Source organism: Actinoplanes sp. NPDC051633 (assembly GCF_040681735.1).
Taxonomy (GTDB): domain Bacteria; phylum Actinomycetota; class Actinomycetes; order Mycobacteriales; family Micromonosporaceae; genus Actinoplanes.
In genome coordinates this window covers 1-18,358 of the sequence record NZ_JBFAZH010000030.1, presented here as the reverse complement: position 1 = coordinate 18,358, position 18,358 = coordinate 1, and the positions used below count along the sequence as shown (strand labels likewise).

General features: G+C 71.4%; 20 protein-coding genes. 10 read left to right on the top strand and 10 right to left on the bottom strand.

Annotation, left to right across the window (positions count from 1 at the left end; all coding sequences use genetic code 11):
* Nucleotides 1-155: 155 nt before the first annotated feature.
* Together AB0M20_RS03680 and AB0M20_RS03675 are read right to left on the bottom strand one after the other, a co-directional pair.
* A complete protein-coding gene (locus AB0M20_RS03680) occupies nt 156-1,454 on the bottom strand; it encodes a serine hydrolase (protein WP_364293142.1) in 1,299 nt (432 codons plus the stop codon).
* Between the two features lie 35 nt (nt 1,455-1,489).
* The gene (locus tag AB0M20_RS03675) at nt 1,490-1,876 is read right to left on the bottom strand and encodes a hypothetical protein (RefSeq protein WP_364293145.1); all 387 of its coding nucleotides are present in this window, start codon (nt 1,874-1,876) and stop codon (nt 1,490-1,492) included.
* A gap of 436 nt (nt 1,877-2,312) precedes the next feature.
* Between AB0M20_RS03675 and AB0M20_RS03670 the strand changes: the two genes are divergently transcribed.
* A complete protein-coding gene (locus tag AB0M20_RS03670; RefSeq protein WP_364293139.1) occupies nt 2,313-2,657 on the top strand; it encodes an Lsr2 family protein in 345 nt (114 codons plus the stop codon).
* Between the two features lie 50 nt (nt 2,658-2,707).
* Here AB0M20_RS03670 and AB0M20_RS03665 read toward each other — a convergent pair whose 3' ends face one another.
* From AB0M20_RS03665 to AB0M20_RS03650, 4 genes are all read right to left on the bottom strand, one after another.
* Nucleotides 2,708-3,589 (bottom strand): LLM class flavin-dependent oxidoreductase, encoded by an 882-nt coding sequence (locus AB0M20_RS03665; protein ID WP_364293136.1) that lies wholly within the window; start codon nt 3,587-3,589, stop codon nt 2,708-2,710.
* Nucleotides 3,590-3,603: 14 nt separating this feature from the next.
* Nucleotides 3,604-4,068 (bottom strand): MarR family transcriptional regulator, encoded by a 465-nt coding sequence (locus AB0M20_RS03660; RefSeq protein ID WP_364293132.1) that lies wholly within the window; start codon nt 4,066-4,068, stop codon nt 3,604-3,606.
* A 75-nt stretch (nt 4,069-4,143) separates the two neighbouring features.
* Nucleotides 4,144-5,283, bottom strand: coding sequence for a PP2C family protein-serine/threonine phosphatase (locus tag AB0M20_RS03655; RefSeq protein ID WP_364293129.1), 1,140 nt, complete (start codon nt 5,281-5,283; stop codon nt 4,144-4,146).
* Nucleotides 5,284-5,398: 115 nt separating this feature from the next.
* Entirely contained in the window at nt 5,399-5,797 is a 399-nt protein-coding gene (locus tag AB0M20_RS03650) for an ATP-binding protein (RefSeq protein WP_364293126.1), read from the bottom strand.
* 167 nt (nt 5,798-5,964) lie between these two features.
* On the opposite strand from AB0M20_RS03650, the gene AB0M20_RS03645 reads away from it, so the two are divergent.
* The gene (locus AB0M20_RS03645; protein WP_364293123.1) at nt 5,965-7,803 is read left to right on the top strand and encodes a sigma-70 family RNA polymerase sigma factor; all 1,839 of its coding nucleotides are present in this window, start codon (nt 5,965-5,967) and stop codon (nt 7,801-7,803) included.
* A gap of 10 nt (nt 7,804-7,813) precedes the next feature.
* Nucleotides 7,814-8,812, top strand: a complete 999-nt coding sequence (fgd, locus tag AB0M20_RS03640; RefSeq protein WP_364293120.1) for a glucose-6-phosphate dehydrogenase (coenzyme-F420) — start codon at nt 7,814-7,816, stop codon at nt 8,810-8,812.
* Here fgd and AB0M20_RS03635 read toward each other — a convergent pair.
* Nucleotides 8,770-8,928 carry a hypothetical protein gene (locus AB0M20_RS03635; protein ID WP_364293117.1) on the bottom strand — a complete coding sequence of 53 codons (159 nt, stop codon included), beginning with the start codon at nt 8,926-8,928 and terminating at the stop codon, nt 8,770-8,772. The two genes, fgd and AB0M20_RS03635, sit on opposite strands and share 43 nt — an antisense overlap.
* The gene (locus AB0M20_RS03630) at nt 8,925-10,199 is read right to left on the bottom strand and encodes a glycosyltransferase family 2 protein (RefSeq protein WP_364293114.1); all 1,275 of its coding nucleotides are present in this window, start codon (nt 10,197-10,199) and stop codon (nt 8,925-8,927) included. The genes AB0M20_RS03635 and AB0M20_RS03630 overlap by 4 nt, the downstream gene beginning before the upstream one ends.
* Before the next feature lie 189 nt (nt 10,200-10,388).
* Between AB0M20_RS03630 and AB0M20_RS03625 the strand changes: the two genes are divergently transcribed.
* Both AB0M20_RS03625 and AB0M20_RS03620 read left to right on the top strand, forming a co-directional pair.
* Nucleotides 10,389-11,246, top strand: a complete 858-nt coding sequence (locus tag AB0M20_RS03625) for an LLM class F420-dependent oxidoreductase (protein WP_364293111.1) — start codon at nt 10,389-10,391, stop codon at nt 11,244-11,246.
* The gene (locus tag AB0M20_RS03620; protein ID WP_364293108.1) at nt 11,243-11,896 is read left to right on the top strand and encodes an HAD family phosphatase; all 654 of its coding nucleotides are present in this window, start codon (nt 11,243-11,245) and stop codon (nt 11,894-11,896) included. Before AB0M20_RS03625 ends, AB0M20_RS03620 begins: the two co-directional genes overlap by 4 nt.
* On the opposite strand, the gene AB0M20_RS03615 is transcribed toward AB0M20_RS03620, so the two are convergent.
* Nucleotides 11,818-13,032 carry an FAD-dependent monooxygenase gene (locus AB0M20_RS03615; protein WP_364293105.1) on the bottom strand — a complete coding sequence of 405 codons (1,215 nt, stop codon included), beginning with the start codon at nt 13,030-13,032 and terminating at the stop codon, nt 11,818-11,820. The genes AB0M20_RS03620 and AB0M20_RS03615 overlap by 79 nt on opposite strands.
* An 86-nt stretch (nt 13,033-13,118) precedes the next feature.
* Between AB0M20_RS03615 and AB0M20_RS03610 the strand changes: the two genes are divergently transcribed.
* Entirely contained in the window at nt 13,119-13,748 is a 630-nt protein-coding gene (locus AB0M20_RS03610) for a TetR/AcrR family transcriptional regulator C-terminal domain-containing protein (protein WP_364293102.1), read from the top strand.
* Here AB0M20_RS03610 and AB0M20_RS03605 read toward each other — a convergent pair.
* On the bottom strand, nt 13,729-14,721 hold the full coding sequence (locus AB0M20_RS03605) for a glycosyltransferase (RefSeq protein WP_364293099.1): 993 nt from the start codon (nt 14,719-14,721) through the stop codon (nt 13,729-13,731). The genes AB0M20_RS03610 and AB0M20_RS03605 overlap by 20 nt on opposite strands.
* A 144-nt stretch (nt 14,722-14,865) precedes the next feature.
* On the opposite strand from AB0M20_RS03605, the gene AB0M20_RS03600 reads away from it, so the two are divergent.
* The 4 genes from AB0M20_RS03600 to AB0M20_RS03585 all read left to right on the top strand — a co-directional run.
* Nucleotides 14,866-15,195, top strand: coding sequence for a helix-turn-helix domain-containing protein (locus AB0M20_RS03600; protein ID WP_364293096.1), 330 nt, complete (start codon nt 14,866-14,868; stop codon nt 15,193-15,195).
* On the top strand, nt 15,192-16,214 hold the full coding sequence (locus tag AB0M20_RS03595) for a dihydrofolate reductase family protein (RefSeq protein WP_364293093.1): 1,023 nt from the start codon (nt 15,192-15,194) through the stop codon (nt 16,212-16,214). Before AB0M20_RS03600 ends, AB0M20_RS03595 begins: the two co-directional genes overlap by 4 nt.
* Nucleotides 16,215-16,429: 215 nt before the next feature.
* Complete coding sequence (locus AB0M20_RS03590) at nt 16,430-18,103, top strand: sodium:solute symporter family protein (protein ID WP_364293090.1); 1,674 nt, start codon at nt 16,430-16,432, stop codon at nt 18,101-18,103.
* An 11-nt stretch (nt 18,104-18,114) separates the two neighbouring features.
* The coding region (locus AB0M20_RS03585) for a hypothetical protein (protein ID WP_364293087.1) at nt 18,115-18,358 on the top strand (244 nt) is incomplete at its 3' end.

Here is an 18,358-nt window from a genome sequence, read left to right as displayed (position 1 = left end):
CCCAGAGGGGCATCGGGGGCTCGGATCGGCCCGTGGGCTACCACTTTTCGCTTGCGACGCTGCGCGCCGGTTGGCAGTGGTAGCTCAGACGTCCATTCGAGGGCCGGATGGGCGTGTGGGCTACCACTTTGGTTGCGACGGCGGGCCGGTGGCTGTTATTGGGTTCTTGGGCGGCGGCGGATTCTGTGGCGGCGGCGCTGGGTCAGCAGGAGGAGGAGTGGGGTGCCGGCCAGCACGATCGCCACCGCGGCGGCCACTCCGAGGGACAGCAGCTGCGGTGACGCCTTCTGGGCCGCGGCCGGCGCCGGCTTCTCCGCCGGGGGCGGCACCGCCTTGGCGTCCTTCGTGTCCGCCGTACCCTCGGCGTCCTTGCCGTCCGGCTCCACCAGCTTGCCCACCGAGGCGTCCTTGGGCAGCGAGAAGCCCCAGTCCAGCAGCTTCGCGCCCTGCTGCCAGCTGCGCAGCGGGTTCGCCTCGGCGCCGAGCAGGGTGGCCACCAGCCGGCGGCCGTTGCGCTGCGCCGCGCCGACGTAGCTGTGCCGGGCCAGCTTGGTGAAGCCGGTCTTCCCGCCGAGCGCCCCCGGGTAGTTGTAGATCAGCTTGTTCTCGTTCTGGAACTGGAAGCCGCCCTTCTTCAGGGCCTTCTGGGCGGGCATCTTCGCGCTGCGGGTCAGCGCATAGGAGCGGAAGTCCGGCATGGCGAAGCAGACCCGGGCGATCAGCGCCAGGTCGTAGGCGCTGGTGAACTGCCCGGGCCCGTCCAGCCCCGAGGGGGTGACCGCGTGCGTCTGGTACGCGCCCAGCTTGCGCGCCTCGGCGTTCATCGCGGCCACCGTGGCCGGGACGCCGCCCGCGCCGCCGCCGAGCCGGGCCAGCGTGTTCGCCGCGTCGTTGCCGGAGTTGAGGATCAGGCCCAGCCAGAGGGTGGTGATCGAATACTGCCCGCCCTTGACCAGGCCGACCGCGGAGCTGCCCGGCTCGATCTGCAGGTCCGAGTCGACCACCTTGATGAGCTTCTTGCGGTCCAGCTTCGGCATCACCGTGGCCGCCAGCAGCAACTTCTGCACGCTGGCCGGGGTCTGGTAGACGTGCGGGCCGCAGCCGCCCAGCACCTCGCCGGTGTCCAGGTCGGCGACCAGCCAGGTGGTCGCGCTGATCGGCGGGGGCTTGGGTGCGCCGGCCGGCACGGTCAGGCCGCTGGTGGCCAGCGCGTCACCGCCGACCGCGCGCAGCACCGGGTCGTCCTTGGGCGGGGTGGGCCGCGGCGGGCGGCCCTTGGGCGGCGCGACGGCCGGCTTGGGGCACGGCACATCGGCGCGCTGCGCCCGCCCGGGAACGGCCGCGGAAACGGGCCCGGAAGCCGGTCCGGAAACGGCCCGGGAAATGGCCGCGGGAACCGCAGCCGCGGGGGCGGCGGGGAATGCGAGCGTGGCAGCGGCAACTGCCGCCGCCACGACACCGCGTCGTGCGGGGGAAGGGGAACCAACGATCACGGCCAGGAAACTCCCAGGTCGAGACGGCGCCGCAGGAGCTGCGCCAGGGGGATGGTCTCGCCGTCGCCACCGCCCGCGCCGACCACGAGCCGGGGGATGCTCGGTTGCAGGTCGGCGCCGGTGAAGCGGGCGCGCAGCGAGGACGGGACGGTGAGCACGTAATAGCCACCGTCCGTCCCGACGGCTACGGACTTGTTGCTCTTCAGGTACCACCCACGGATGCGCGTCCGATACGTCGACCGGCCGTCGAAGGATCGGGCGGAGAGCACCGTGGGGGACAGGCCGCGCTCCTCGGCGGCCCGGACGAAATCGGCGATGAGCGCTGCGGCCTCGTCGGCCTCGGCCGCACGCCCCGCCTCGAGCGCCGCGGCATGCCCGGCGATCGCCTGCCGTCGCTGCTCGTGCCAGGCTGTGCTGCCGGCCGCTGTGTTGCTGCCGGCCGCTGAGCCTTCGGCCGGGGCGGAGGATCCGGGCTCCTCCGGGGCCGTGTCGCCGGCAGCCGCTACGTCTCCGGCCGGGGTGGAGACTCCGGGCTTCGGCGGGGGCGCCTCGGCGGCCGAGTCGCCGCCGCCGGCGGCCTCGGGAGCGGAGTCGGAGGCGTCCATGGCGACGACCCTAACCGCATCCGGATGCCGTCAGCCACCCGCCCGTGGACCCGCGCCACCGTCGCCGGCCATTCGCGCGAATACTGTGCGTGCATTTATTGGCCGACTCGCCGCCGCAAAATATTGAATGGTCGAATCTGAGGGAAGAGTTGCGCGGGACGGCGCCGAAGGGCGACACTGGGCGCGGCTATTCTGATAACCAACGGGAGTCGTCATGGCGCGACAGGTAATCACCACTCTCATCGACGATCTGGACGGAAAGAAGGCGGACCGCACCGTCGAGTTCAGTCTGGACGGAACGAGCTACACGATCGACCTTTCCGATGCCAATGCCGGAAAGCTGCGCAAGGCGCTCGACCCGTTCATCAACGCGGGCACCCGCGTGGGCCGTGGTTCCGGCCGGGCACGGCAGGCGAGCGCGGCCGGGCGCACGGCCGGGAGCCGGGACGAGAACAAGGCGATTCGCGAGTGGGCGGCGAGCAACGGTCACCAGATCTCCGAGCGCGGGCGCATTCCGCAGAGTGTCAGTGACGCCTACCGTGCGGCGCACCGCCGCTGAACCATTGTCTTAGGACCAGTTTCGGGCGCCGGTCAACTGCGCGGCGAGGCCTAAAGGGCACGCAGCCGCGGCAGCAGTCCGGCGACCGTTTCCAGCACCTTCTCAGAACCCGCATACCAGCCGCTGGACCGCGGCCAGTGCGCGATCACATCGGTGAAACCGAGGGCCGCCGCCCGCCCGGCCGCTTCGGTGAAAGCGTCGGCGCTGCTCAACGGTGAAGTGGGCGCCGAATCCAGGTTGAGAAATCTACGGACGTCATCGGGTGCGCGGCCGGCGTCGGCCAGCGCGATGTCGAACCTCTCGCGCAGCCGCTCCACCGACAGCCACCATCGCTGGTTGTCCGGCACCCGGATGTCGCCGATGGTCACCCAGCCGTCGCCGTGCCTGGCGGCGAGGCCGATCGCCCTGGGGCCGTTGGCCGCCACGACCAGCGGCGGCCGGGGCTGCTGCACCGGGCCGGGCAGCGTACGCGCGTCGACCGCGGCGTAGAACTCGCCGCGATGGTCCACGTGGTCCTCGGTGAGCAGCCGGGAGAACAGGTCGAGGAACTCGGCGAACCGGTCCACCCGGCGGCCCGGCCGCAGCTCCGGCTCGCCGAGCACCGTCGTGTCGTACCCGGTGCCGCCCGCGCCCACGCCGACCACCAACCGGCCCTGCGAGATGTCGTCGAGGGCCAGCACCGACCGGGCGAAGGGCACCGGATGCCGGAAGTTCGGCGACGCCACGTAGGTGCCGAGCCGGATCCGGCGGGTCACCATGGCGGCCGCGGTCAGCGTCGGCACCGCGTCGAACCACGGGCCGTCGACCAGGTCGCGCCAGCCGATGTGGTCGTAGGTCCAGGCGTGGTCGAAGCCGTACTCCTCGGCACGCTGCCATCGCCGGCCCGCAACGGACCAGCGCTCGTCGGGAAGGATCACGATGCCGATGCGCACGGCCGTACGGTAACTCAGGCCGTACGCAGACCCGCGCCGCCCTCGCCCACCACGGGGTTGGCCGCCACGTCGAACGCCGTGAGCGCCCGCACCAGATCGTGCCGCGCCGCCGGGCTCATCCGCGAGAGCACGCCGGCGAGTGCCCGCCGCCGGCTCTCCCGCAGATCGTGGAGCAGCCGCCTGGCGGCCGGCGTGAGCAGCAGCCGCACCTCGCGCCGGTCGCGCGGGTCGGGCACCCGGCGCAGCAACCCGGTGGCCTCCAGCCGGTCGCACAACCGGCTGGCTGAGGACGGCACGACGTCCAGGGTCTCGGCCAGCCGGCTCATGTTCGTGTCCGCCGCCCGCGCGATGATGGTCAGCACCCTCAGCTGGGCGGGCGGAACGGCCGGCGTCTGGGCCATGCGCGCACCGTCGAGCACCGACTGCAGCGACTCCGCCGCGGACTCGGCCGCGGCTGCGTCGTCGTACACGTGCTCCATGCGGATTCCTAGCGCTCGTGCCGAGGTGCCGTGTCTAAGGCCTACCCGTTCCCGGACCTCCCAAGCCTGCTGGAATCAGCGCCGCCAGTCCAGGCAGACGATCACCGCATCGTCGGACGGGTCGTGTCCCGCGTGGTATTCGCGCAGGCTTCGCATCACCGTACCGACCGCCTCGGTGGCCGGCTGCAGACGCGTGCGGCGCAGCGCGGTGATGAGGCCCGATTCGCCGTAGGCGGACCTGCTGCCAGGCGCCGCGGCGTGCACGCCGTCGCTGACCACGAGCAGACGATCGCCGGGCTCGAGGCGGAACCGCTGGGTCTCGTAGCGGGAGTCGCCGAACATGCCGAGCGGGAGCTGCTGCTCGAGGTCCACGGGGTGGATGTCGCCCTCGCGGGAGATCATCGCCCGGGGCGAGCCGGCGTCGACCGCCTCGACGTGGCCGCTGATCAGGTCGATCTCCAGGAGGAGGGTGGCCGCGTGCCCGGTGCCGGACCGCGCCCAGATCGCGTCCGAGGCCAGCTCGGCCTGCTCGACCAGGTTCGCCCCGGAGCGGCGGGCGTTGCGCATCGCGTTAACCGCGGTGGTGGTCAGCAGCGCCGCGGCCATGCCGTCGCCGTGTCCGTTGAGCACGGTGACGGTGAGCCGGTCACCGTTGAGTGCCCAGTCGAAGTGGTCGCCGTGCACGTCGTACGCGGGCTCGAGCTGGCCGGCCACCAGGAACCGGTCGTCGCCGAGCGACCGCCCGGGCAACAGGTCCCACTGGAGCTCGGCGGCCATGGTCAGGCGGGCGCGGCGCTGCACGCGGGCGTACCGGTCGGTGTCGTTGCCGGCCGCGCGCAGGGCGAGGGCCAGTTCGTCGGCGATCTCGGTCAGATCGGCGGTGAGGCTGTTGCCCGCGGGCTGTGCGGTCTCCACGGACAGCACACCGAGGCGCTCACCCCAGACGGTGAGCGGCAGGTGGATCCGGTGGATGCCGTTCGAGCCGACGTCGGTGACCGGCCGCTGGCTGCCGAAGCAGCGTTGCGCCAGCGTGCCGCCGACCGGCCCGTCGGGGTCGAGGAGCGGCCAGAGGCCGGAGACGGTCAGATCGGCCAGCAGGATCTCCACCCGCTCGGCTCCGAAGTGCTGACGGAGGTGCTCGGCGACCAGCTCCGGCAGGCGATCCGGTGGTGTCGCGCGGAGCAGGACGCCGATCGGCGCGGGGCCTTCGGACACTGCGGTCGGCTCCTTTCCTCTCCCATTTGCTGCGCGGCAAGATTTGCAGTTGGGCAAAGAATGATGGCATGCGGGAGCGCGAGATCCACTCTCGGGTCTGCGCCTCGGGCGCAGCTCAGGCGAAGGACTTCTCGAAATGGATGAGGCTGCCGTCGCGCGCGGTGGAATGCATCCGGACGTTCTCGGCGAGCGCACGGATCAGGAACAGTCCCCGGCCACGGTCGGTCGAGGTGTCCGCATTCTCGGTGCCGGCTCCCGCGGCGTCGAAACCGGCGCCGTCGTCCACCACGTCGATCGCGCAGCGCCGCTCGTCCACCTCGAGGTGCACCTCGAACTTGTTCGCGCCGTCGGCGTGCTTGACCACGTTGGCGCACGCCTCGGTCAGGGCGATCTCGAGGTCGGCGCCGGACTGGCGGTCGACCCGCAGGATCGACAGGGCGGCACGCAGCAACCGGCGGACCGCGGGGACACTGTCCACCTCGCGCGGCAGGTTGAGCCGTACCGACATGCGCATGTCGCCAGGGTTCCCGCGGAGGCCGATTGTTAATCGCGGCTGTGCGCCAGGTCGCCCCATCAGGTTTGTGTTATCCCGGCGGGATCCGGCCGTCTCCTCTCACCGGTGGTCGCCATACCGCCGGACGCGAGTCATGATTCTGCAGGTCCACGGAAAGGTCGGTACTGATGCCGGAGCAACCCGACACCGCCACGGTGATCGCCGCGCGCGCCGGTGACCCGGCCGCGGTCGATCACCTCGTCGCCGGGTACCTTCCGCTGGTCTACACGATCGTCGGGCGGGCGCTGGACGGCCACGCGGACGTCGACGACGTGGTGCAGGAGGTGATGCTGCGGGTCCTGCGCAACCTCGGCGACCTGCGCGAGCCCGAGGCGTTCCGGTCCTGGCTGGTGGCCATCGCGGTGCGTCAGGTCCGCGAGCGCTACCGCACCCGGCGGGGCGGGCCGGACGTGTTGCTGCCGGACGACGTCCGCGACCCCGGCGCCGACTTCACCGACCTGGCGATCACCCGGCTCGAGCTCTCCGGGCAGCGGCGGGAGACCGCGGAGGCGACCCGGTGGCTGGACGAGGAGAATCGCGAGCTGCTCTCGCTGTGGTGGCTGGAGGCCTCCGGCGAGCTGACCCGCGACGAGATCGTGGCGGCGCTCGGGGTGACCCGCCAGCACGCCGCCGTGCGGGTGCAGCGCATGAAGGGCCAGTTGGAGACGGCCCGGGTGGTCGTCCGCGCCCTCGCCGCGTCCCCGCTGTGCCCCGAGCTGCGTCCGGTCCTCGTGGGCTGGGACGGGCACCCGACCGGCCTGTGGCGCAAGCGCATAGCCCGCCACACCCGTGACTGCCGCACCTGCGCGCCGGCCTGGAACAACCTGGTCGCCGCCGAGCGCCTGCTGGCCGGCATGGCTTTGATCCCGGCGCCGTTCGGAGCCGAGCACGTGGCCGGGCAACTGGCTGGCCAATTGGCGGGGCTGGCGACCGGCGGCGGCAAGGCGTTGACGCTCAAGACGGTGGCGGCGAAGACGGTGCTGGGGATGAGCCGCCGCATGGTCACCGCCACCCTGGCCACGACCACGGTCGCGGGCGGCGGCGCGGCGGTCGTCATCCACCAGCAGCACGAGGCGACCCCGCCGGTCCGGGCCGCCGCGGTGGCGGCGACGCCGACGACCATCGCGCCGTCGCCGATCCCGAGCAGCCCGGCGCCCACGCCGAAGCCGTCGGCGAGCAAGCCGAAGCCCAAGCCGGCCACCAAGGCGGCCGCCCCCGCGCCCAAGGCGATCAGCGCCAAGAAGGGCGTCGGCACCTGGGCCTTCGCCGGCAACAAGGCGGCCATGAAGGACGTCGGCGCCTCCTGGTTCTACACCTGGGCGTCCAACGACGACGTCGCGTCCGCGCCCGCCGGCGTCGAGTTCGTGCCGATGATCCGGGCCGGGTCGGACGCCACCGACGCCCGGCTGGCGGAGGCGAAGCGCGAGGGCGACGGCACGCTGCTCGCCTTCAACGAGCCGGACATGCAGGCGCAGGCGAACATGAGCGTGGCCGACGCGCTCGCCGCCTGGCCCCGGCTGGAGAAGACCGGGGTGCGGCTGGGCAGCCCGGCGGTCGCCTGGGGCGGCGACCAGCAGGGCGAGTGGCTGGACCGCTTCATGACGGGCGCGCGGCAGAAGAACCTGCGGGTCGATTTCATCACCCTGCACTGGTACGGCTCGGACTTCGGCCCGGCCGCGGTGAATCACTTCCTGGGGTACGTGGACGCGGTCCACCGCCGGTACGGCAAGCCGATCTGGGTCACCGAGTACGGCCTGATCAACTGGTCGGGAAGCCCCAAGTACGCGACCGGCGAGCAGTACGCCGACTTCATCACCGGCACCACGGCGGGCCTGGAGAAGCGCTCCTTCGTCGAGCGGTACGCCTGGTTCGGCCTCCCGGCGATCGGCGACAGCACGCCGTACGGGCTCTACACGGCCGGAAACAGCCCCACCGAGGCCGGGCGGGCCTACCGCGCCGCGGGCTAGAGTCCAAACCATGATTCGGTTCGGGTACAAGGCATCCGCGGAGCAGTTCCCCCCTGCCGAGCTGCTGGGTTACGGCGTGCTGGCCGAGGAGCTCGGCTTCGACTCCGTCTTCGTCAGCGACCACCTGCAGCCGTGGCGGCACGACGGCGGGCACGCCCCGGCGGCGCTTCCGTGGCTGGGCGCGCTGGCCGCGCGTACCCAACGCATCTCGCTCGGCACGAGCGTGCTCACGCCGACCTTCCGCTACCACCCCGCCGTGGTCGCGCAGGCCTTCGCCACGCTGGGCTGCCTGGCGCCGGAGCGGGTCATCCTCGGCGTCGGGTCCGGTGAGTCGCTGAACGAGGTGCCGCTCGGCACGCAGTGGCCCGACGGCAAGGAGCGGTTCGCCCGGCTCAAGGAAGCCGTGACGCTGATCAAGCAACTGTGGAGTGAGGACCGGGTCACCTTCGAGGGGCAGTATTACCGGACCGAGAAGGCGACGATCTACGACAAGCCCGAGCGGCCGGTGCCGATCTACATCGGCGCCTCCGGCCCGGCCGCCACCCGGCTGGCCGGCCGCATCGCCGACGGCTTCATCACCACCAGCGGCAAGGGGCACGAGCTCTACACCGACACGCTGCTGCCGGCCGTGCGCGAGGGCGCGGGGAAGGCGGGCCGGTCACTGGACGGCTACGACCTGATGATCGAGGTCAAGGTGTCCTTCGACCCCGACCTGGAACGCGCCCGCAAGGACACGCACTACTGGGGTGCGCTGGCGCTGTCGCCGGAGGAGAAGCACAGCGTCGAGGACCCGATCGAGATGCAGCGCCGGGCCGACGCCCTGCCGGTCGAGCGCACCGCCACCCGGTGGATCGTGTCGTCCGATCCCGCCGAGCACGCGGCCAAGGTGGGTGAGTATCTGGACATGGGCTTCCAGCACCTGGTCTTTCACGCACCGGGGCCCGATCAGGAGCGCTTCCTGCGGCTCTACAGCGACGAGGTGCTGCCGCGCCTGCGCGAGCGCGGCTGAGCGTCGGCCTTCGCGGTGACCGCCTGGTCCGCGGGCCAGGGGCGGTCGCCGGAGCGTCCCTGGTGATCGGTCGCACGCTCGGCGCCGAGCCGGCGCGCCGGGTTGATGTGCGTCATCGGGTGCTGCTCTCGCCAGGGACACGCCGGTCCTTGGCATCCAGCCGGCGCCGGCCACCGCCGACCTCGCGGGTTGGTTCCTCGGCCCCGGTGTCGTAGATGTCGGTGCGGTGCACGCCGGTGTCGTACCGGCCGGTCCTGATCACCCCGGTGTCGTAGAGGGCGCTGTGCCGCACGCCGCTGTCGGCGCGGTGCGCACCGCTCTCGTGCATGCCGCTCTCATGTGCACCGCTCTCCTGTGCACCGCTCTCATGTGCACCGCTTTCATGCACGCCGCTGCGGTGCACGCTGCGGCGGTCGACCGAGTCGGCCCAGTCCGGGCGCGGACCGGGATACGGGCGGGCGGGTGCGGCGTCGTCGCGGACCGCGTGCCGGCCGGTGGCGCGCTCGCCCACCACGTACGGCGCCGGATGCGGGGCCGCCGGTCGCAGGTCCTCGGCCCGGCGGTTGTAGGGGATCGGCACGGACGTCGTACCCCGCGAGCCCGCGTCGTGCCGCGCCGGCGACGACGGATGGGCGGCGAGCCGGTCCCGGCGCCGGCGCTCCCGCAGCAGCACCCGCACCCCCCGCACGGCACGGCTCAGCCGGCGGCGCGGCCGGGTGCCGTGCAGCCGCGGATACCGGGTCGTCGCCACCTCCATCACGCGCATGCCCTCGGCGGCCATCCGGATCGTGACCAGCGACTCGATCTCGGTGCCGTCGCCCCAGACCGGGCGCGTGCCGCGCCGTCCGGAGACGTCCGGGCCGGGCAGGCCGAGAGCTTCCAGACGGGTACGCCAGAACGCGTTGTAGCTCGAGCCGACGTCGGTGAACCGGGTCCCGAAGGCGTTGTTGACCATGCGGCTGAGCAGCCCGTCGGCGAACCGTTCGAGCCGGGTGGCGGCCAGGTCCGCGCCGCCGATGCGGAACCGCGAGCCGTGCGCCGCCTCGGCCCCGGCCAGCAACGCGTCGACGAACCGGGGGATCTCGCCCGGGTCGGTGGAGCCGTCGCCGTTCAGGGTCACCACGATGTCCCCTTGGCACATCGCGAAGCCGCAGGCCAGAGCGTTGCCCTTGCCGGAGCGGGTCTGCCGGACCACCTGGACCCCGGGGTACGCGTGCCGGGCCACCGCGACGGTGTCGTCGCCGGACCCGCCGTCCACCACGATCACCTCGCCGACCATCGGTGGCAGGTTCTCCAGCACCAGGGCGATGTTGCCGGCCTCGTCCAGCGCGGGGATCACGACGCTGACGGTCGGGGACCGTCCGGCGTACCCCGGCGCAGGAGACATGGCGGTGCGCCCTCGCTTCCCCTTGAAGATCTTGTCAACCTAGCAATCGGCTACGGTCGGTCAACTCAGCGAAACGGTCGACCACCCCTCACCGTCCGGCCCAGCAACAATGTCGATCACGCGAGGTCGACGATGGCTACACCGCGTGACATGTCGGACTCGTTCACCTCCCGGGGCTAGGGTTTCGGCATGAGACTCGGGCTGCACATCGCCAACTTCACCTGGCCGGACGGCGCCCCGCGGCTGGGCGCCGCCCTCGCCGAGATCGCCACCGCGGCGGACGAGGCCGGGTTCGAGCGGATCAGCGTCATGGACCACCTCTGGCAGATCGGTGTTATCGGACCACCGGAGCACGAGATGCTCGAGGCGTACACCGCTCTCGGCTTCCTCGCCGCGCACACCAAGCGGGCGAAGCTGCTGACGTTGGTGACCGGCGTCGTCTACCGCGACCCGGGGCTGCTCGCCAAGGCGGTCACCACGCTCGACGTGCTCTCCGGCGGGCGCGCGATGCTGGGCATCGGCGCGGCCTGGAACGAGGAGGAGTCACGCGGTCTCGGCCTGCTCTTCCCGCCGACCGCCGAGCGCTTCGAGCGGCTCGAGGAGGCGCTGCGGATCTGCAAGCAGATGTTCGCCGGGGACGAGACCGCGTTCGAGGGCAAGCACTACAAGCTCGACCGGCCGCTGAACTCGCCGGCCCCGCTGTCGCGGGTGCCGATCCTGATCGGTGGCGGCGGCGAGAAGAAGACGTTGCGCCTGGTCGCGAAGTACGCCGACGCGTGCAACCTCTTCCCGGTGCCGGACATCGAACGCAAGCTGGATGTGCTGCGCAAGCACTGCGACGACGTCGGCCGCGACTACGACGAGATCGAGAAGACGGTCATCTTCAACTTCGCCCTCTCGACCGGCGTCGGCGAGATCGTCAAGCAGTTCGAGCGGTTCGCCGGCCTCGGCTTCACGGTCGTGCACGGCGGCGTGCGCAACGTCCACGACACGTCGCAGTTCGAGGTCTTCCAGAAGGAACTCGTGCCCGCCGCCGAGGCGCTGTGACGATCCAGGCGGTCGTCTTCGACCTGGACGGCGTGATCATCGACTCCGAGGAGGTCTGGGAGGAGGTGCGGCGGGGGTATGTGGCCGAGCACGGCCGCGAGTTCCTGCCGGACACGCAGACCCGGATGATGGGGATGAGCACCCCGGAGTGGGCCCGGCACCTGGCCGAGGACGTGGGCGTCGAACTGCCGCCGGAGCGGGTCGCGGACGATGTGCTCACGCGGATGGCGGCCCGCTATCACGAGAGCCTGCCGGTCATTCCCGGCGCGGTGGACGCGGTGCGCCGGATCGCCGCGTCCTACCCGGTCGGGCTGGCCAGCTCGTCGGCGCGGGTGCTGATCGACCGGGTGCTCGCCGAGTCGGGGCTCGATCAGGTCTTCCGGGTGGTGCTCTCCACCGAGGAGGTGCCGCGCGGCAAGCCGGCGCCGGACGTCTATCTGACCGCCGCGCAGAGGCTCGGGTTCGACCCGGCCGTCTGCGCGGCGATCGAGGACTCCAGCAACGGGCTGCGCGCGGCGGCCGCGGCCGGGATGACCGTGATCTGCGTGCCACACGGCGTCTACCCGCCCGCTCAGGACGCGCTGGACGCGTCGTCCCTGGTGGTGCCGTCGCTGGCCGACCTGACCGACGAGGCGCTGGCGAAGCTGTAGGCCGGCAGGTCGAGGTCGGTGCGGTCCGCGGCCATCCGCATGGTCAGGGCCAGGAACCACGCCCGGTTGTGCAGCCAGTCGCGCAGCCGGATCCCGTAGCCACGGCGGGGCGCCAGGAAACGGCCCGGGTTGCCCCGCTTGGCGGCGGCGGTGAACCGCTTGAACCGGCGCTCGTAGGCCGCGAACGCCACGCGGTGGTCGCCGCCGGCCGCCGCCAGTTCCCCGGCCAGCGCGTACGCCTCGATCAGCGCGGTGCCGCAGCCCTGACCGCCGATGGTCAGCCCGGACGCGGCGTCGCCGATCAGGGTCACCCGGCCGCGGGCCCACTCCGGCACGTCGACCCGGCAGATCTGATCGAAATACATGTCGCGGGTCTCGGCGAGCCCGTCCAGCAGCCGCGGGGTCAGCCAGCCCATGCCGGCGAAGCGGTCCAGGACGATGCGCTTCTGCTGCTCGAGGTCGCGGCGGTCGTACTCCAGCGGCGGCGCGCGGAACGCCATGAACGCGCCCGCGGTGTCCCCGTCGCAGAACATGCTGGCCAGGCGCCCGGGTTCGTTGAAGGCACGGCACTGGCGCTCGGCGCCCCACTCGTTGGGCATGTCCCACCCGGCGACGTAGTAGCCGAGGTGCTTGACGAAACGGTCCTCGGGGCCGAAGGTCAGCCGGCGCACGGTCGAGTGCACACCGTCGGCGCCGATCACCAGGTCGAAGGTGCGCCGCAGCCCGCTGCGGAACGTCACGTCCACACCGGTGGCGGTCTCGGTCATCGAGGCGATGCTGTCGCCGAAGATGAACTCGGTCCATGGCGCCGCCGCCTCGCACAGCACCTCGGCCAGGTCGCCGCGCCGCAGCTCCAGGTCACCGCCGGCGAAGTCGGACGGCATCTCCATCAGCCGCCCGCCGTCCGCGTCCTCGAAGCGCATCGCGGTGCCGCCGGTCTGCCGGGCGCGCAGCGCGTCGAGCACGCCCATCCGCTCGAGGATGCCCAGATGCAGCGGGCCGCGGAAGTCCACAGCGCTGCCGCCGGTCCGCAACCGCGGCGCGATCTCCACGATCGTCGGCCGATGCCCGGCCCGGCCCAGCCAGTACGCCAGCGCCGGCCCCGCGATGCTCGCCCCTGAGATCAACACGTCCATGCCACTCTCCCCAAAACTGTTTCCACCGGATACGGTTTGATTCTGTGTACGGTAGAGACAGTTATCCGGGAGCGCAAGGGGGTTCGATGGGCTCGCGTGGACCGAAGCCGTCGCTGACGGTGGACGGCATCGCCGCGGCGGGCGTCGCGATCGCCGTGGCCGAGGGCCTGGCCGGCGTCTCGATGCAACGGGTGGCGGCGGATCTCGGCTGCACGAAGATGGCGCTGTACCGCTATCTGCCCGGCAAGGCGGAGCTGGTCGCGCAGATGGTGGAGCGGTCACTGGGCGCGCCGCCCGACCTGCCCGCAGATGACTGGCGCGCCGCCCTGAGGCAGTGGACCGGCCGCCTCATGCAGGGCTTCCTGGCCCACCCGTGGTCGCTGCCCGCGACGGTCGGCCCGCGCCCGGTGGGCCCCAACGAGATCGCCTGGACCGAGGCGGCACTGGTGGCCCTGGACGGCCTGCCGCTGAGCGGGGCCGAGCGCCTGGACACGGTGGCGGTGCTGGTCGGGCACGCCCGCGCGCTGGCCGAGCAGGCGACCGCGCAGCTGTCCGAGTCGGGGCTGCTCGCCGCGATGGCGCAGCACGCCGAAAGGTTCCCGGCGCTGGCCGCCGCCCTGGCCGACGTCCGGCCGGGTGATGAGGATCAGGCGTTCGACTTCGGCGTCGAGCGGATCCTGGACGGCCTGGCCGTCCTCATCGATCGGCGACGGTGAGCGAGCGCAGGCGGCCGACCAGCGCCTTCATCTCGAGCAGGGCGGCCGGGTCGCGGCGGCGGCCGGCCGTGTCGACCACCTCGGTGACTCCGGCCAGCAGGCGGGCCGCCTCGTCCGACCCGCCCAGGTGGGCCAGCGCCTGCGCCTCCAGCCAGTCGCAGTAGGGCTCCGGCGCGCCCGCGTCGCGCAACTGCCCGACCAGCACCAGGCAGATCTTGTCGTAGCCGCGGGCCAGCACCAGCCGGGCCAGGCAGTCGGTGGCCTGCGTCCACTCCGCCGAGCCGGGGAACAGATCGCGGAGCGTCTCGAACGTGTCGGCGGCCTGCTGCCAGCTCTCGGCGGCGACACAGTCGCGGCCCAGGGCGAGCATCGTCCGGGCGATCGCCTCCCGGTCCGATCCGCGGGCCAGCTCGTCGAGCATGACCCGGCCCAGCTCGAGGTTGCGCTCGGCGCGGCGGAGCAGCTCGGGGCGGTTGTGGTGGCCGAGGTGCTGCAGCCGGACCACGGACGCCGGCAGCTCACCGCGCGCCGCCGCGGGCACCAGCCGCTCGTGCACCCGGCCGGTCCACGACAAGGCGGCCGGCCGGTAGAGCCGGGTCTCCGGCTGACGGTACGGCGAGGCGTAGTGCGCGTCGTCGACCTGGATCCGGAAGGCGTCGGCGTCGGTGCCGGTCAGCCGCGCCCGGAGCGCGACCGGGTCGGCGGTGACCCGGTGGTCGGCGTCCAGCGCGAGCACCCAGTCGGCCCGGGCGGCCGCCGCGGCGGCGTTGCGGGCGGCGGCGAAGTCGCCGGTCCAGGCGCCGCGGGTCACCGTGGCGCCGAGCCCGGCGGCCAGCTCGTCGGTGCCGTCGGTCGAGCCGGTGTCGTGGACGACGATCTCGTCCACCACCCGGGCGAGGGAGGCGAGGCACGCGGGAAGCATCGCGGCCTCGTCCTTGACGATCAGTACGGCGGCAACCAGCGGCTGGCTCACGTACTCCTGATCGGCGGTTCTTCTCCGGCGCTGAGCGCCGTCCACAGGTGTTCTGTGAGGTCCGGCCGGGCCGGAGGATGCCACCGTTCATACCGGGCCGGCGGCCACCGCCCACCAGCGGGCGAACAGATATATAGTGCACCGATGAGTGCAGTGTTGCCGACGCTCGACGCTACGTTCTTCGCGCTCTCGGACTCCAAGCGGCGGCACATCCTGGAGCGTCTGGGCCACGGCCCGGCGACGCTGAGCCAGCTCGCGGGGCCGTCGGGCCTGACTCTCAACGGGATCAAGAAGCACGTCGGGGTCCTGGAGCTCGCCGGCCTCGTCGAGACGGAGAAGGTGGGCCGGGTGCGCGAGTGCCGGCTGGGCTCAGCCACGACACTCGGCGAGGCCGCAGAGTGGATCAAGGTTCATCGCCGCGCCTGGGAAGCCCGGTTGGACCGCTTCGAGCGCTTCGTGGAGCGAGCGCGGTGAGCCGCGAGCTCCGCTACGAGCGCTTGATCCAGGCGTCACCGGTTCGCGTGTTCGACCTGTTCACGAGCCCGGCGGGTCAGCGCGAGTTCTACGGCAACGACGCACCGGGCTGGGTCGTCGACTCGCGCTGTGAGCTTCGCGTCGGCGGCGCCTGGGAGATCATCTTCGGCCCGTCGCCGGGCGAGGTCTACCGGCACCGGCACGTGTTCGAGGCGATTGAGCGCCCTCGTCGCCTCCTACTGGCCACAACCGAGACCCGCCCCGACGGGTCGAGGCTCGCCTTCAGCACCGAGTTCAGCTTCGCGTCCCGGGATGGGGCGACCCTGATGACAATGCTCCAGTGGGACTTCCCGTCCGACGAGCTGCGCGACGAGCACGGTCGCGGCCTGCCGCACGCGTTCGACCGGCTGGAACGGGCGCTGTCAGCCCCCGAGAACGGAGACCGCATGGCGAAATCTGTGCTGTACATGTCGATGTCGCTCGACGGCTTCATCACCGGCCCGGAGGACGGCCCGAGCAACGGGCTCGGTAACGGTGGGCAGCGGCTGCACGACTGGCTCGGCGAGCCCGTCGCCGATTATCCGCACTTCGCTCCGCCGGGGCTGAGCGGGCAGGTGGTTGCAGAGTTGATCGCCACGGCCGCGGTCGTCGTCGGTCGCAAGACGTTCGACTACGCCGGTCACTGGGGCGGCGACCACCACGGCGTGCCGATCTTCGTGCCCACCCGCGGCACTCCGCCGCGACCGCAGAGCGGCTGGGTCCACTACGTGCCCGACGCCGCCACCGCTATGCGTGAGGCCAAGGCGGCCGCCGGCGACCGGAACGTGATGGTGCACGGCGCCGACCTTGCCCAGTCGTTGCTGCTCGACGGCCTGCTCGACGAGCTGGAGATTCATTTGATTCCGGTCGTGCTCGGCGGCGGGCGGCGACTGTTCGGCGCAGCCAACGTGGAACTCGAACTGACGCGCGTCCTCGACGCGCCCGGCGTCACGCACCTGCACTACCGAGTGGTGTTGTAAGCGACCGTCGGCTGATCGTGCTGATGGCGGTCACGGAGCGAGTGCGCTCGTCGGCGACTTGCGTGAGACGGCATTCGCGCGGTTCCACGCGTTTGCAGGGTCGAGCGTTCGCCCGCGTGTTCGTGGCCCCTGACCGGGCTGAAGCGGGCTTGATCTCGCAGGTGTGAAAGATCTTCACCAGGGGTAGGAGGCGGCTGACCCCCTGGAGGTGTTCTGTGGATCTGATCGCCGCGGAAGGACTTCGGCTCGATCTCGATGTCTTCGATTACCTGATTGTGGCGATCTATTTCGCCTTCGTGCTGGGCATCGGGTTCGCCGCCCGAGCCGCGATCAAGACCAGCGCGGACTTCTTCCTCTCCGGGCGCTCGATGCCCGCCTGGGTGACCGGCCTGGCCTTCGTCTCTGCCAACCTGGGCGCCCTCGAGATCCTCGGCATGGCGGCCAACGGCGCGCAGTACGGCCTGATGACCCTGCACTACTACTGGATCGGCGCGGTGCCGGCCATGGTGTTCCTGGGCATCGTGATGATGCCGTTCTACTACGGCTCCAAGGTGCGCAGCGTCCCCGAGTTCCTGCGCCTGCGCTTCAACAACTCCACGCACCTGCTCAACGCGATCAGCTTCGCCGTCGCCCAGGTGCTGATCGCGGGCGTGAACCTCTATGCGCTCGCGCTGATCCTGGACGCGTTGCTGGGCTGGCCGCTGTGGCTGTCGATCGTCCTCGGCGCGGCGATCGTGCTCACCTACATCAGCATCGGCGGCCTGTCCTCGGCGATCTACAACGAGGTGCTGCAGTTCTTCGTGATCCTGGCCGGTCTGATCCCGATCACCATCATCGGCCTGATCAAGGTCGGCGGCATCGACGGGCTGTTCGACAAGGTGCGCAGCGGCCCGCTCGGCGACGCGGCGCTGCACACCTGGTCCAATACCGGCAGCTCGGCCGACAACCCGCTGGGCGCCAACTGGATCGGCATCATCTTCGGGCTCGGTTTCGTGCTGTCGTTCGGCTACTGGACCACGAACTTCGCCGAGGTGCAGCGGGCGCTCTCGGCCAAGGACATGAGCGCGGCCCGGCGGACGCCGATCATCGGCGCCTTCCCCAAGCTCCTGATCCCGGTCATCACGGTGATCCCCGGCCTGATCGCGATCGTCACGGTCAAGGGCCTGGGCGCGGAGTCCGGGGATCTGGTCTACAACAACTCGATCCCGATCCTGATGAACGAACTGCTGCCCAACGGCGTGCTGGGCGTCGCGGTGACCGGCCTGCTGGCCTCGTTCATGGCCGGCATGGCGGCCAACGTCAGCGGCTTCAACACCGTGTTCACCTACGACATCTGGCAGTCGTACGTGCGCCGGGGGCGCTCGGACGAGTACTACCTGCGGGTCGGGCGCTGGGCCACGGTCGGCGGCGTGATCGTCGGCATCGGCACCGCGTTCATCGCGGCCGGCTTCAGCAACATCATGAACTACATCCAGGCGCTGTTCTCACTGTTCAACGCGCCGCTGTTCGCCACCTTCATCGTCGGCATGTTCTGGAAGCGGATGTCGCCGCCGGCCGGCTTCTGGTCGCTGCTGCTGGGCACCCTGTCGTCGCTCACGCTCTACCTGCTCTACCTGGGCGACGTGGTGCCCTTCAACTCCGACCTGGAGGAGAGCTTCTACGGCGCCGGACTGGCGTTCGTCACCGCGGTCGTGGTGGCCGTCGTGGTCACCCTGGTGACCCGGCCGAAGCCCGAGAACGAGCTGCGCGGCCTGGTCTACGGCCTGGCCGGCGCCGAGGGCTCGGGTGCTCCGGTGCTCGCCGCCGACAAGGTGTGGTGGCGTAACCCGGTCCTGCTCGGCGTCATCGCCGTGGTGCTGGCCTTCGCCCTGTACATCCCGGTCTGGTAAGGGGTCATGTGATGAGTGACGAGACCAACCGTCCCGACGACGAGCTCCTCGCCGAGGGCGAGGAAGTCGAGAAGCGGTCGGCCGCCGCCCGCCTCTTCGACGTGCGCCGGGTGATCGGGCTGCTGTTCGTGGTGTACGGCGTGATCGTGGGCCTGATCGGCGTCTTCGACGACAGCAGCGAGATCGACAAGGCACAGGGCGTGCGCATCAACCTCTGGATGGGACTGGCGATGCTGGCCCTCGGCGGCTTCTTCC